At 66.6% G+C, this 14,150-nt stretch carries 11 protein-coding genes; 6 read left to right on the forward strand and 5 right to left on the reverse strand.

Annotated elements, in window-relative coordinates; genetic code table 11:
• Nucleotides 1–39 precede the first annotated feature (39 nt).
• The 4 genes from JL101_RS12945 to JL101_RS12960 all read left to right on the forward strand — a co-directional run bounded on the left by JL101_RS12945 (nucleotide 40) and on the right by JL101_RS12960 (nucleotide 4,660).
• On the forward strand, nucleotides 40–1,083 hold the full coding sequence (locus JL101_RS12945) for a PilN domain-containing protein (RefSeq protein ID WP_203095446.1): 1,044 nt from the start codon (nucleotides 40–42) through the stop codon (nucleotides 1,081–1,083).
• Nucleotides 1,080–1,658, forward strand: coding sequence for a type II secretion system protein GspM (gspM, locus tag JL101_RS12950; RefSeq protein ID WP_203095447.1), 579 nt, complete (start codon nucleotides 1,080–1,082; stop codon nucleotides 1,656–1,658). Before JL101_RS12945 ends, gspM begins: the two co-directional genes overlap by 4 nt.
• Nucleotides 1,658–2,233, forward strand: a complete 576-nt coding sequence (locus JL101_RS12955) for a hypothetical protein (protein WP_203095448.1) — start codon at nucleotides 1,658–1,660, stop codon at nucleotides 2,231–2,233. The genes gspM and JL101_RS12955 overlap by 1 nt, the downstream gene beginning before the upstream one ends.
• A 363-nt stretch (nucleotides 2,234–2,596) precedes the next feature.
• Complete coding sequence (locus JL101_RS12960; protein WP_203095449.1) at nucleotides 2,597–4,660, forward strand: cytochrome-c peroxidase; 2,064 nt, start codon at nucleotides 2,597–2,599, stop codon at nucleotides 4,658–4,660.
• 433 nt (nucleotides 4,661–5,093) lie between these two features.
• On the opposite strand, the gene JL101_RS12965 is transcribed toward JL101_RS12960, so the two are convergent.
• A complete protein-coding gene (locus JL101_RS12965) occupies nucleotides 5,094–6,194 on the reverse strand; it encodes a hypothetical protein (RefSeq protein WP_203095450.1) in 1,101 nt (366 codons plus the stop codon).
• A 444-nt stretch (nucleotides 6,195–6,638) separates the two neighbouring features.
• Nucleotides 6,639–7,703 carry a hypothetical protein gene (locus JL101_RS12970; protein WP_203095451.1) on the reverse strand — a complete coding sequence of 355 codons (1,065 nt, stop codon included), beginning with the start codon at nucleotides 7,701–7,703 and terminating at the stop codon, nucleotides 6,639–6,641.
• A gap of 479 nt (nucleotides 7,704–8,182) precedes the next feature.
• On the opposite strand from JL101_RS12970, the gene JL101_RS12975 reads away from it, so the two are divergent.
• Nucleotides 8,183–9,004, forward strand: coding sequence for a universal stress protein (locus tag JL101_RS12975; protein ID WP_203095452.1), 822 nt, complete (start codon nucleotides 8,183–8,185; stop codon nucleotides 9,002–9,004).
• A gap of 50 nt (nucleotides 9,005–9,054) precedes the next feature.
• On the opposite strand, the gene ppsA is transcribed toward JL101_RS12975, so the two are convergent.
• Nucleotides 9,055–11,463, reverse strand: coding sequence for a phosphoenolpyruvate synthase (gene ppsA, locus JL101_RS12980; RefSeq protein WP_203095453.1), 2,409 nt, complete (start codon nucleotides 11,461–11,463; stop codon nucleotides 9,055–9,057).
• A 159-nt stretch (nucleotides 11,464–11,622) separates the two neighbouring features.
• Here ppsA and glgP point away from each other — a divergent pair, with 159 nt between their 5' ends.
• A complete protein-coding gene (glgP, locus tag JL101_RS12985) occupies nucleotides 11,623–13,311 on the forward strand; it encodes an alpha-glucan family phosphorylase (RefSeq protein WP_203095454.1) in 1,689 nt (562 codons plus the stop codon).
• A 25-nt stretch (nucleotides 13,312–13,336) separates the two neighbouring features.
• On the opposite strand, the gene JL101_RS12990 is transcribed toward glgP, so the two are convergent.
• Nucleotides 13,337–13,612 carry a hypothetical protein gene (locus tag JL101_RS12990; RefSeq protein ID WP_203095455.1) on the reverse strand — a complete coding sequence of 92 codons (276 nt, stop codon included), beginning with the start codon at nucleotides 13,610–13,612 and terminating at the stop codon, nucleotides 13,337–13,339.
• Nucleotides 13,613–13,669: 57 nt separating this feature from the next.
• On the reverse strand, nucleotides 13,670–13,987 hold the full coding sequence (locus JL101_RS12995; protein WP_203095456.1) for a DUF5335 family protein: 318 nt from the start codon (nucleotides 13,985–13,987) through the stop codon (nucleotides 13,670–13,672).
• Nucleotides 13,988–14,150 lie beyond the last annotated feature (163 nt).

A 14,150-nucleotide genomic window follows, 5' to 3' on the forward strand; every position in this document is an offset into this window, starting at 1 on the left:
ACACGACACGGCGGATGATCGCGATTGGAGAAGTTGTTCATGGCCGCGACTGGCACGCTTACAGAGACCGCATTGAAGGGCTGGCGCTGGTGGACCGGCGAGTTGAGCTCCCTCGTGCCGCGCAGGCTCCGTACCCTGGTGCAGTCGAAGGACCTCCGCGTCGAGCTTGCGGCGGACGCGATCACCGTCCGCCGTTCGGCCCGCTCATCGTCGACCTTTTCCCTGCCGCTAGCGCCGGATGACAGGGAAGCCCTGAAGCGGTTGCTGAAGCGCCGCCGCATCGCGGTCGTCTTCGCGGCGGGCCGGGCCGTCACCTGTCCGGTGGAACTGCCGCTCGCCGCGGAGCGTTCGGCCCTCCAGGCCCTTCGCTTCGAGGTCGACCGGCGAACCCCGTTCAAGGCGGACCAGGTCCATCTCGGGTATCGCGTCCGGCAGCGCGACGCCGCCGGCCGGCGGCTCGTCTTGGACATGATCTGCGTTCCGAAACGCCTGCTCGACCCGATCCGCGAAATCCTGGCGGACGCCGAGGCCTCCATCGGGTCCCTGTCGGTCGACCTTCCCCAGGGCACCGTCGATCTCGGCTTCGGCGCCGCCCGGCCCGCGGCCGGCGGCGCCGGCCGGATCGTCGCATTGGGCTGGGCGATCGGCCTGGGCGCGGCCCTGGCCGGCGTCCTGGTTCCCCTGGTCCGTCTGGAGACGACGGCCGAGACCCTGGAAGCAGAGGTGGCCGACCTGCGCCTGAAGGCCGCGAAGGCCGGCGACCTGGAGCGCCGCATCTCCGAGATCGCTGCCCGCGAGCAGGCGCTGGACGCTTTTCTGGCCGACAAGGTTCCGCTCGTCCTGCTGGCGGAACTGGCCCGCATCACGGGCGACGATACCTACCTGACGGGCTTCCGGTTCGACGGTCGCACCGTGCAGATCGACGGTTCGACCAGATCGGCCGCCGGCGTCGCCGAGGTGATCGAGGGGTCGGCCCATTTCCGCAACCCGGTCTTCCGCACGGCAGTCGTCCCCTCGGGCGATGCGGGCGAGGATTTCTCCCTCAGCTTCGAGCTGGAGCGTGCGGCACCGGAGGGCCGATGAACACCTTGACCATTTCACCCCGACTTTCGAAGCTGCTGGCGCTGACGATCCTCGTCTCACTGGTCATGGGATCGGTCAATCTCGTCGTCATTCCCTTGCTGGACCGCTTCGAGGCGGCCCAGGCCAGGCTGGCCGACGCCGCGGCCTGGCGGGCGCGCCTGACTGCCGCGGTTAAGCGGATTCCCGTGCTGGAGCAGACGCTGCAGGAAACGCAGGACGCCGCAGGCAGCCGCAAGGGCATCCTGCGCATCGAGAACGAGGCTCTCGGGTCCGCCGAGTTCCAGAAGCTCATCCAGAAGCTCGTGGCGGAATCCGGAATCCAGCAGCGCAGCATCCAGCCGGTGCCGGCACGGCGCGAGCACGATGCGGTCCAGCTGGGCATCCGCGTGAGGGCCGCCGGCGACGAGGCATCCTTGGCAAGGCTTCTCGGTGCCGTCCAGCAGCACGATCCGTCGCTCGCCGTGCGCAGCCTTCACATCGCCGCCGATTCCAGCCGGGGAGACCCGTCCGCAGAGCCCCCCCGGATCGACATTCAGGCGGATTTCGACATCCTGGCCATCGAGGACCGCAAGTAATGAGCCCTTCCTCCCCCCTTCTCATGTCGTTGTTCGCCATGGCAGCCGGCGGCATGGTGCTGGCCCAGGGACTGGGCTGGCAACCGGAAGAGCCGGCGGTGAACATTCCGCCGGCATCGTTCGAGGCGGAGCGGGTTCGGTCCCATGACACGGGCGGCCAGGTCGCCGCCGACATCGACGAGCTGCTGCAGAGGCCCGCCTTCACGCCCGGACGGCGCCCCCACGTCCCGTCGGCGGCCGAGGCCGCCGCGGAGGCGGAGCCGGCCCAGGCCGACGTGCCCGTGCCGCAGGTTCTCGGCGTTGCCGTCTCGTCGGCCCGGGCGGTGGCGGTCGTCATGGACGCCGACGCCGGCCGGACCCGCCGCGTCGCGCCGGGGGACGAACTCGCCGGCTGGCGCGTCGTCGCGATCGACCGCGAAAGGGTGACCTTCGGATCTGACGCGGTGCAGGCCGTCGTCTACCTGAAGCGGTCGGGCGACCAGCAGCGGGTGGAGGTTACGCCCACCGTGTCCGAAGTCGCCGAACGGGATCCGCGGGAACCGTCGCAGAAGCCGGAACCGGGCCCCCTCTTCTGAGACGTCCTGATCAAACCTGACGGGAGGCGCACCAGCCCTGCGGCCGCTGCCGACATGCCGTCAGGTCCAACCTGAACAGGTACCCGGGTCACGGGAGAGTATCCCGAAGTAGCCCGACCGGATCCGGATAGATATAAGCCCAATAAAAGGACAAGTGCCGGGAATTTCGTCGTCGATGGATCGTCATCCCCCTGAACGCGTCCCCGGTCCGTAAACCGGCATAGACGCACCCGTTGAACCGGTTTCAGGGAAACGTCATTCATGCGGCTCGCCCCACGCCACTGGCTCTTGTCAGCCTCGACATGTCTCATTACCGCTGCGACGGTGACAGGCCTCTGGTCGTCGCTGGCGGTCGCTCAGACCGTGTCGGATGATCCGGCCGACGAGATCGAGATCATCGACGAGATCGAGGACACGGAACCCGACGACGAGGTCATCGACGTCAACGAACCTGATGACCGTCCCCTGGCATCCCTGAAGGGTTATGCACCGCCGATGCCCGACCTGACCGGCATCGTCAGGAACGCAGCCTGGGCCAAGGCCGCCGGCAAGGCGCTGTTCTGGGACCAGCAGATCGGAAGCGACACGGTGGCCTGCGCCAGCTGCCACTTCCGGGCCGGGGCCGATCCGCGCGTGACCAACCAGCTCAACCCCGGCCTCAACGCCGGAGACAAGATGTTCGGCTCCACGGCCGGCACCGGGCTGATGGGCTCCGGCCAGCCCGCCGGCCCCAACATCACCCTGAAGCCCGAAGACTTCCCGTTCCGCAAGCTGCAGAACCCGAACAACGCCAAGAGCAAGGTGCTGTTCGACACCAACGACGTGTCGGCGTCGCCGGGCACCTTCGCCGGCGACTATGTCGGCACGATCGAACGGCCCAAGCAGCGGCCGCGGGCCACCAATACCGATCGTTGCAGGATGACCACCGACGAGGTGTTCAACGTCCTCGGCCATGGCACGCGCAAGGTCGAGCCCCGCAACTCGCCGACCGTCATCAACGCGGTGTTCTATCACCGTAACTTCTGGGACGGCCGGGCGAACAACCTGTTCAGCGGCGTCGGCGTGTTCGGCCGGCGCGACATCCGCAACGATCCGGCGGCGCGCCTGCTTGTCTTGAAGCCGGACGGCTCCGTCGCCTTGCAGAACGTCCGGCTGGAGAACGCGAGCGCCGCGTCGCAGGCGGTGGGTCCGCTGCTCAGCGACTTCGAGATGTCCTGCACCGCGCGGACCTTCGCCGATATCGGCCGCAAGATGATGGCCCAACAGGCGCTCAAGCTCCAGACGGTCCACATCGGCGACAGCCTGTTCGGATCGGGCGGCCCGGTCGGCGACATCATCAGCGCTTCGAAGATCGGCCTGAAGCACACCTACGGCGAAATGATCCAGCGGGCATTCGCCAAGCGTTTCTGGGGATCGCCCGACCGCTTCAAGTTCGTGACCAACCCCGAAGACGGGTCCGTCAGCCTGGTCAAGGATCCCAACGGCTACACCCAGATGGAGCTTAACTTCCCGCTCTTCTTCGGCCTCTCGGTCATGCTGTACGAGGCCACGCTCATCTCCGACGACAGCCCGTTCGACCGCGGCCAGCTCACCGCGCAGCAGCAGCGCGGCAAGGAGATCTTCGAGGGCAAGGGCAAGTGCATCGCCTGCCACGACGGCCCGCTGATGTCGAAGGCGGCCCATGTCTCTACTCCGGGAAAGCAGCCCAAGCTGGTCGAGCGCATGCCCATGAGCGACGGCAACCCCTCGCTTTATGACAACGGCTTCTACAACATCGGCGTCCGGCCGGTGCAGGAGGATCTGGGTGTCGGCGGCACGGATGCCTGGGGCAAGCCGCTCTCCTTCTCCCGCCAGTGGGTCCAGGGGCGGAAGCTCGACTCCTTCCTGATCAACGCCTGCGACTTCGAGGTTCCGTTCCCCGGGCAGGAACTCGTCGGCTGCAAAGGGGACGTCGTTCCGCCGGGCATCAACCTGAGGGACGAGCGCCTGGCCGTGAACGGCGCCTTCAAGACCCCCACCCTGCGGAACGTGGCGCTGACGCCCCCCTATTTCCACAACGGCGGACAGGCCACGCTGCAGCAGGTCATGGCCTTCTATAACCGCGGCGGCGATTTCAGCAGCGCCACCAAGTCCCCCGACGTGACCCCGCTGGGCCTGACCCTGGCCGAACAGGATGCGCTGGTGGCCTTCATGCAGTCGCTGACCGACGAGCGGGTCCGGTGCTCGCGCGCGCCCTTCGACCACCCCGAACTCCTGGTCCCCGACGGCCACAAGCCCGATACCGTGAAGGCGGACGGCCGCCTGGCCGACCGGCTGCGGGTGCTGAACGCCACCGGCGCGGCCGGCTACCCCTCCGACAAGTGCCCGTCCAACACCGGCAACCTCTTCGACATGGCACGCAACATCAACGGCCTGCCGATCAAGTAAACGGAGCTGCGAGGACGATCCATCGGGCGGAAGCCCGGGCCAGGCGGCAACCGCCCGGCCCGGGCTTCTTTCCTTTCCGGAGCGCCTTCATGCACAAGTACGCGCTCGGCTCCGCAGGCGCCGACGTGACCCGCTCCAGGGCAATGCCCGGCCCAGGTCCCTGCTTGCGCCGCATCTCGCGATGAACTGCTGCCGGGAATGTAAGCTCCCCGATACCGGCGGCTTGACGGTCGGGACAGGTCATCGATCAGCGCCACCGGGTTCATCAAGACAGGCCGGCCGTATTGTCGGCCGGCCTGCTGCCGGTAAGCTGGACACTCGCCGCGCAGCCATGCGAAGCGAAAGGGGCACGGCTTGATCAAGCCGTGCCCCCTCAGTTTCCCTCGAATGCTTCGATCAGGTTTGCCGGACCATCCGATCCGCGCCCGTGGGATCAGTCGATGCGGATCTCGACATCGGTGAGCGGAGCCCCGACGGTCTGGCCGTTCACGGTGTACTGGGCGCGCACCTTGGCAGGGCACCCCAAGGTCGTCGTGATCCGGGCGTCATAATCATAGACACCGAAGGTTTGCACGTCGGCCACCGCTGCAGCGGTCCCGTAATCCGCCCGTACCACGCCGTCCAGGGCCGGCTTGAAGATATTGACGTTGCCCGTGGCACCGTTGGTGGCATTTGGATTGTGGATGCTGCCGCGGACTTCGAGATCGATCGAGTTGGCGTCGCGCTGGCGGCACTGGGCCCGCTGGATACTCACGGCGGGTGCATCGGGGTTGACCAGTTCACCGGCATCGGCCTCGATGGTAAAGGCAAGAAACACCTTCTGCCCGTTCACCATGCCGTAATGCCCCTCTGCCGCCACGAAGGTGCCCGGCCCGATCGAGACCGGTTTGATACGGAAACCATAAGCATTCATGATCGGCGAGCCCTTGTAGCGTTCATCGTACAGGGGATGGGTCGAGGAGCCGTTCTCATACAGGCCGTTGGTTTTCGGGTACGCCGGGTAAGAATTGGCGGTCGAAGTGCTCGGCAGGAGGATAACCTTGCTGCCCTCGATATCGAACCACTTGTCCCTTGCCGTATTGCTGTTCTTCCGAACGGTTCCGAGAAGGACGTTCTCGGCCGTGTCGGCGAAGATGGTGTCAGCGGTGACGATCCCGGTCGGATTGCCGGCGGCGTCGGGCGGGCCGGCGACGCTGGTCCCGGTCACGATGCCGGTCCCGCCGATGAATCCCGGTCCTTTGGTGAAGCCCGGGATCTTGTCAGTGCTCTTCAGCTGAGAGATCGACAGATCCCCCGAAATGCTGGTGATCCTGGTCGCCGACGTCATGTTGACCCAGACGCCCATGATCTTCATGCGATGCACGCCTGCGGGTGTCGTATCGAAACCTTCGATCTCGCCTTCGATCTCCACGTCTTGGGGTCCGGGTACTGCCTGCGAGAAGGCCGGCGTCGGCGTCGTCATGACCGTCGTTGCGAGCAGGCCCGGAGACAGGAGTGCGGTCGTCAGAAGCAGGGACTTACCAAAGTTGCGCATATTCAATTCCTTGGTATCACTCCATTTATTGGAGTGCTTTGATGAAGTTCTAAAAGGCCGATTTGCCGTATTGATACCCCCTGGATGGCTGCCCAGGAGCTTTGGCAAGAAGAAGAGAAGTGACGGGAAGTCGAATGCTCAACCAGCGACAAGGCGGTCGCCGCTGCGATCGATGCCGTCCCGAACAGGACTGCAACGGATCACCGATCGATCAGCAAGATGCAATCAGAACCTCCCGGATAGCTGTCGTTAATTACACGACGAACTGGAAAGTTTGTTATTCCCGGAATTTTTGAATCTTCATGGGGTACATCCCGACGATACTGCCCCGTACTGTCCCGGCTATTCCGAACGTTAGACGGCGTGTCCGCGGCATACCACCGGCAGGAAAAAGGCCGGGACGAGCCCGGCCTTCAAGAAGTTCACCGATGTGCCGATACAGTTTCAGTCGATGCGGTTGTCGACGTCGGACGTGGCCTGGATGTTGACGATGGCGCCGTTCGCATTGGTGGTCGTCACCGGCCGCCGGGTGTTCGGATCGAGCAGCCGGGCGGCGATCGTGGCAGGGCAGCCGTCGCCGGCCTGGGAGCCGGTTTGCGCGTTGGTGAGGCGCGCATCGACCCGGTAAAGGGCGAACCGTCCGTCCTCGGCGTCGGGAACCGACGTCACATTGATCGGGTAGACGAATCGCGCCAGCCCATTGCCTGCGACGCGAAAGATTTCGATACCGGCCGCGGGCGATGCCGTGGTTCCCATGTAGGTGGCGCCACGGACCTCCAGTTCGATGTCGTTCGGAGCACGCTGCCTGCATTGCGCCCGGAGGATGCTGATCTTGGGTACCGTCGGATTCGTGATCTCGCCCCCCGTCACCTCCAGATCCCACAGGTAGAGCTTGCTGTCCTCGTCGGACCACCAGCCTTCCGCGGCCACGGGCGTGCCGGGGACGATGCTGTTGCGCGCGAGCGGGAACCCGAAGTCGTTCTTCAACGGGTTGCCGGGGACACGGGGATCGAAAGGCGACTTGTTCGCGGGGAACGAGTTGGTCCCGGCGCGCGGGGGCATCAGGACGATTTCCATGCCGTCCAACTTGAGCGTGCCGCCGCTGTTCTGGGTGATGTAGCCGAGAGCCACATTCTCCTCCGGGTTCAGCGATATGTCGGAGGCCGTGACCTTCACACCGTCGCTTTCACCGATGACGATCGCTGTCCCGTTAAGGAACCCCATCGGCTTTCCCGGAAGGTTGCCGGTCACCGCGTCCGTCCAACTGATGTTCGGGTTCGTCGGTGTGGAGATCTTCGCATCCGACGGAACATGGATAACCGTTCCCATCACCGTCATGGTCCGTCCAGTCGCGTCCATGTACTGGATCCTGCCCTCGATCTCGACCTCTACCGGGGCGAACGGGGCGGTCTGCGCCTGGACGGCCCCCGAAAGGGAAATGACGGTCGCCGATGTCAGAAGTGCCGTCTTGACGACGGTCGTGAAAGAACGACTTGTCAGGCTGCGCATAGGCAAATCCTCTGTATCGCTCCCGCACCGGGGAACGTTGAGATGAAGGATCAGACTGTAGGGGTGACTTCTTCCGGACCGCTTGTCATGCGACCATGTCGGCGGGAACTGGCGATAGTCGAACCTTCGACTGAGATTCAGCCGCTTCGCCCGGTCATCGAAAACATGCGATAAGCGTCTCCCTATGGCCCCTATCGCCGGGATGACGAATTGGCAGAACCATTAATTCCCGGAGTCTTGCATCGCTGAAGGATTACGCCCTTCATGCATTCATATTACGTTGCACAACCCTTGGCGAACGCCTGAGAGTACTTTGTTTCATTTGGAACGATCGGAGGGGCGCGATGATCATCCCGAGCCGACCCGGTCCCTCGATACCGCCATTTACCTGGATCAAGGCAAGCCGTCGCGTCGGCGCCTAGAGTCGACGGAAACGCACCTGCGGAAGGCTCCGGAGGTTCCAAGGGAGGATGACGGCAATGGCTTTCCAGGACATTCTTGCACATGTCCGTCCCTACGGATCGATCGAACCCGTGGAGGTCGCCCTGCGGCTCGGCGGGCGGTTCGATGCGCGGGTCACCTGCCTCTACGCGCTGGAGGACGTCGCGCGGATGCGGGCGATCCTGACGGAAAACTCGGCGCCGCTGCAGACGCTGATAGAGCGTGACTACGCGGCGGCCGCCGAGGCGGAACGGCGGATACGCTCCCTGGCGGAGCGCGAAGGCGTCGATCTCGCCTGGAGCGCCTACGAGGGCGACGCCGCCGACCTGATCGCCATCGTCAGCCGCCTGCAGGAGCTGGTCGTCGTCGGCAAGACCGAACCCGGCGAAAGCTGGGGCGTGGTGGAGGAGATCGTGACGGTGCCGACCGGCCGCCCGATCCTGGTCGTGCCGTCCACCGGCCCCTTCTTCGACACGGGCAAGTCCGTCCTGGTCGCCTGGAACGGCAGCGCCCAGGCCGCGGACGCCGTGATGCGAGGCACGCCTTTCCTGACAGGGGCGGAGCGTGTCGTCGTGCTGTCCGGCAGCGAGGAGCGCGAGAAGCTGCCACCGGTGACTCCCCGGCCCGAGCCGGACGTGATGGCCTACCTGAAGCGCCATGGGATCGCGGCCGAGCTGCGCCGCACCGACGTCTCCGGTGCCGACGCGGGCTCGGCGATCCTGGACGCGGCCCGCGACGTTTCGGCGGACCTGATCGTGATGGGAGCGTTCGGCCGCTCACGGCTCCGCGAATGGGTCCTGGGCGGGGCGACGCGAACCGTGCTGGACTACATGGACGTTCCCGTCCTCATGGCCCATTGACCCGGGGGCCGCCGGCGCGCATCCGTCGCGCACCGGCGGCAGGCGGCCCGTCACCCGGCATCCCGGGCCGGACGGCCGAGCCCCTGCTCCAGTTCCACGACCGCGCGCAGCGTCTTCAGCACGCTGTCCGGCGTCAGGCTGATGGAGTCGATGCCGAGCCGGACCAGGAACTCGGCGATCTCCGGGTAGTCCGACGGTGCCTGCCCGCAGATCCCGCAGGGCCGCCCGTTCCGTTTCGCGCCTTCGACCGCCTGCCGCAGGAAGGCGAGGACGCCGGGGTCCCGCTCGTCGAAATCGAAGGCGACCAGCGGGCTGTCCCGGTCCACGCCGAGGGTAAGCTGGGTCAGGTCGTTGGAACCGATGGAAAAGCCGTCGAACAGCTTGGAGAACTCGTCCACCAGAAGCACGTTGTTCGGGATCTCGCACATGACATAGACCTCGAGCCCGTCGGCCCCCCGCTCCAGCCCCTGGCGCGCCATCGCCCCGATCACCCGCTCCGCCTCGTCCAGCCGTCGGCAGAACGGCACCATCATCTTCACGTTGGTCAGCCCCATGTCCCGGCGCACGCGGGCGAGCGCCCGGCATTCAAGGGCGAACCCCTCCTCGTAGGCCGGATGGGCGTAGCGCGCGGCGCCCCGGAAGCCCAGCATCGGGTTCTCCTCGACCGGTTCGAACCACCGTCCGCCGACCAGAGACGCGTACTCGTTCGTCTTGAAGTCCGACAGGCGGACGATGACCGGGCGCGGATAGAAGGCCGCGGCGATCGTCCCGATCCCTTCCGACAGGCGCTCCACGAAATAGGCCCCGCCGTCCGCGTGCTGCCGGATCAGCCGGGCGATCCGGCCGCGCTCCTCGTCGTCCTCGACGCGCTCCGGGTGGATCAGCGCCATGGGGTGCGCCTTGATGGACTCGGCGATGATGAACTCCATCCGGGCCAGCCCGACGCCGTCCACCGGCAGCCGCGCGGTCTGGAACGCCTGGTCGGGGTTGCCCAGGTTTACCATGATGCGCGTCCGCGGCCGGGGCAGCCGGGTCAGGTCGATGCGCTCCACCCGGAACGGCACGACGCCGTCATAGACAATGCCGGTATCGCCTTCCGCACAGGATACCGTCACGGTCTGCCCGTCGGCCAGCGCCTCGGTCGCGTGCTCGGCCCCCACGACAGCGGGGATCCCCAGTTCCCGCGCGACGATGGCGGCGTGGCAGGTGCGGCCGCCCCGGTTGGTGACGATGGCGGCGGCCGTCTTCATCACCGGTTCCCAATCCGGCGTCGTGGTGTCGGCGACCAGCACCTCGCCGGGGCGGAACGACGCCAGGTGATGGGCGTCGGTCACGACCCGCACCGGGCCGCAGGCGATGCGCCCGCCGACGGCGCGGCCGGAAGCCAGGGGCCTGCCCTTCCCCTCCGGCACGAAGCTCTCCAGTTCCAGCGCGCTGCCGCGGGAGGCGACCGTTTCCGGCCGTGCCTGGACGATGTAGAGGCCGCCGTCCAGCCCGTCCTTGGCCCATTCGATGTCCATGGGCTGGCAGTAGTGGTCCTCGATGCGGATGGCGATCCCGGCGAGCCGCAGCACTTCCGCGTCGGTCAGGCAGAACCGCTCCCGGTCGGCGCGGGGCGTCGGGACGACGCGCGTCGCCTCCCGCGAGCGGCCCGGCCGGTAGACCATCCGCACCTGCTTCTCGCCCAGCCGGCGCCTCAGGACCGCCCGGTAGCCGTCCCGGAAGGTGGGCTTGTGGACATAGAACTCGTCAGGATCGACCGCCCCCTGGACGACAGTCTCGCCCAGCCCATAGGCGCCGGTGATGAAGACGGCGTCGCGGAACCCCGATTCCGTGTCGAGCGTGAACATCACCCCGGCCGCCGCAAGATCGGACCGCACCATCTTCTGCACCCCGACCGAGAGGGCCACCTTGAAATGGTCGAAGCCCTGGTCGACCCGGTAGGAGATCGCGCGGTCGGTGAACAGCGAGGCGTGGCACCGCCGCACCGCGTCCAGCAGCATCGCCTCCCCGGCCACGTTCAGGTAGGTTTCGTGCTGGCCGGCGAAGCTGGCGGTGGGCAGGTCCTCGGCGGTGGCGGAACTGCGGACCGCGACCGTCAGTCCCTCGCCGTACTCGGACAGCAGCCTGCGCCAGGCGGCCTTCACCTCCGCCTCGATGCGCGGAGTCAGCCCCGCGGCATAGACGAGTTCCCGGGCCCGAGCCCCCGCCCGGGCAAGGCCGGCGACATCCGATTTGTCCAGCCCGTCGAGCAGGCCGTGCAACTCGTCCCAAGCCCTCGCCTCGGTCAGCGCGTCGCGGAAAGCGTCCGCGGTCAGGGCGAAGCCGTCGGGCACGTCGACGCCGAGCGGCTTCAGGTTCCGGTACATCTCGCCGAGCGAGGCGTTCTTGCCCCCCACCGACGGGACGTCCTCGCGTCCCAGTTCGGAAAACCAGCGGATATAGGCCTCGTCCGGCATCGCCGCCTCCCCTACTATAATACCCTTTTATGCCGTCGGGGAGGATAGGCGGGTCAGCCGCGGGCGCCTTAACCTCGATCAAGGCCGTCCGTGACCGGATGCGATGACGTTGCTCGCCGCTGCACGGAGAACGCCGGACGGAAAGACGAGGAGAGACCCATGATCGACGAGTTCACGCGTCGCAGCCGGATCGCCTATTTCTCGATGGAAATAGCGCTCCGCCCCGAAATCCACACCTATGCCGGCGGCCTCGGCATCCTCGCCGGCGACACGGTGCGGTCCTGCGCCGACCTGGAGCTTCCCGTAGTGTTCGTTACCCTGATCAGCCGGATGGGCTATCTGCGGCAGGAGATCGACGCCGGGGGCCGGCAGGTCGAGCATCCGGACCCGTGGGAACCGGACCGCTGGGCGCGGAAGCTGGGCGCCAAGGTCGCCGTCGTCATCGAGGGGCGGGACGTCTGGATCCAGCCCTGGCTGTACCGTCACCGGGGAACCCTCGGCTATGAAATCCCCGTTCTCCTCCTCGACACCGTCCTGGACGAGAACGCGCCGGAGGACCGGGACATCTGCGCCAGCCTCTACGGCGGCGACGACGCCTACCGCCTGAGCCAGGAGATCGTCCTGGGCATCGGCGGCTATCGCCTGCTGCGGTCGCTCGGCTTCGATATCGAAACCTACCATATGAATGAGGGGCATTCGGCCCTGCTGGCGATGGAGCTGCTGCACGGGCACCGCCGGCCCAACGGCGGCCCGTCGGACCATGCCGGGTTCGACCCGGACATTGCGCGGCAGCAGTGCGTCTTCACCACCCATACGCCGGTGGAGGCGGGCCACGACCGGTTCCCTTACGACCTGGTGATGCGCAAGCTGGACGGCACCCTCGACATTCCGGCGCTCAAGGCGCTGTCGGGTCCCGACTGCCTCAACATGACCCGGCTGGCGCTGAACCTCAGCGGCTACGTCAACGGCGTCGCCAAGCGGCACGCGGAGATCTCGCGGCAGCTGTTCCCCGGCTACCGGGTCCATGCCATCACCAACGGCGTCCATGTCGAGACCTGGACCTGCGACAGCTTCGCGCGGCTTTACCAGGACCACTTCCCCCAATGGCGCCACGAGCCCGAAGCGCTGATGCTGGCCGACGGCCTGGACGACGGGGAGGTCTGGAAAGCCCACCGGCAGGCCAAGCTGGCCCTTCTGGACCGCATCGCCGAGGAGACCGGAACCCGCCTGGCGCCGGATGTCCTGACGCTGGGCTATGCCCGGAGGATGACCGGGTACAAGCGCCTCGACCTGCTCTTCACCGATCTCGACCGGCTTCGGGCGCTGGCGCGCGGGCATGCTTTCCAGGTCGTCATCGCGGGCAAGGCCCATCCCCGCGACGAGGGCGGCAAACGCATCATCGAAGCGCTCCACCGCTGCCGGGACGCCCTGGCCGGTGACGTGCCGGTAGTCTTCCTGCCCAACTACGACATGGACCTGGCCCGTTCCCTCATCTCCGGCCCGGACGTGTGGCTGAACACGCCACTGCCGCCGCTGGAGGCGTCCGGGACCAGCGGCATGAAGGCGGCACTCAACGGCGTGCTGAACCTGGGAGTGCTTGACGGCTGGTGGATAGAGGCGTGCATCGACGGAACGACCGGCTGGGCCATCGGCGACGCCGACCTCGGCACCGCCGGAGACGACGCCGAGGATCTCTACCGGAAGCTGGAAGCCGATGTTCTGCCGCTCTTCTACAGGGACCGGGCGCGCTGGGTCTGGATGATGAAGCAGTCGATCAGCAAGATCGCCAGCCAGTTCAACAGCCAGCGCATGATGCGGAGATACGCGTCGGAAGCGTATCTCCGCTGAGGCCGTCTGGTCCGCCGGGGCGGCATCAGCCGCCCGCCTGCGGCCATTCCAGCTCCCGGACGGACCGGCCGAGATAGCTCCTGGCGATGGCGTCGGCAGTGGTGGCGAGAAGGGTTTCCCGCTCGCCGTGCCTCTCCCGGCAACCGACCCGGTACATCGTTCTCGCCAGCTCCCTGATCCACTCGCGGGTCTGTTCGCCGTCTCCGAACATGGCCCGGAAAAGGCGGACCGAGGCCATCGCGTCGGCGACCAGCAGGTGTTCGTCACGTTCCCGTCGCAGTTCCTCTTCCGTCAGGGTCATCGCGCCCTCCCTGGATAAATGCATGTCTGTGCGAACGAAGTCCGGTCCGGGGCCGGCTTATGCCCCGGCCACCTGGACGATGTGCTTCCGACCCTCTCCGTCGACGGCTTCGAACACCATGGCCCCATGGGGGGATTCGTCGACATAGATCTCCTGCGGATGCCGGATCAGATGATCCAGCCCGTCCAGGGCGATCTCCAGCAGCTGATCCTTCGAATCATAGGTGACCCCGACGATCGGGAGCCCCTGCGCCGCGAGCTGGGCTCCGATATCCGGCCCGATCACCTGGACCGTTGCCTTCCGGCCATGCAGCGCACCGCCGTTGGTGTCGAAGTACCGGCGCCACTCCACCTGCTCGATCTTCTTCGTGGCCATAGTCCCGACCTCCCTCCTTCCCGCACCTCCCGGTGCCAGATCCCGGGCCGGTAACCATAGGCGAACTACGATTTCCGTGCGTTGATGCAGGTTAAGTCCCAGGGACGGAAGGGGCTCGATCGGCGACGGCGGAACGCCACCGCAATTTTCTCGGTGGGGCAGT

The sequence above is a fragment of the Skermanella rosea genome (assembly GCF_016806835.2).
Lineage (GTDB): Bacteria > Pseudomonadota > Alphaproteobacteria > Azospirillales > Azospirillaceae > Skermanella > Skermanella rosea.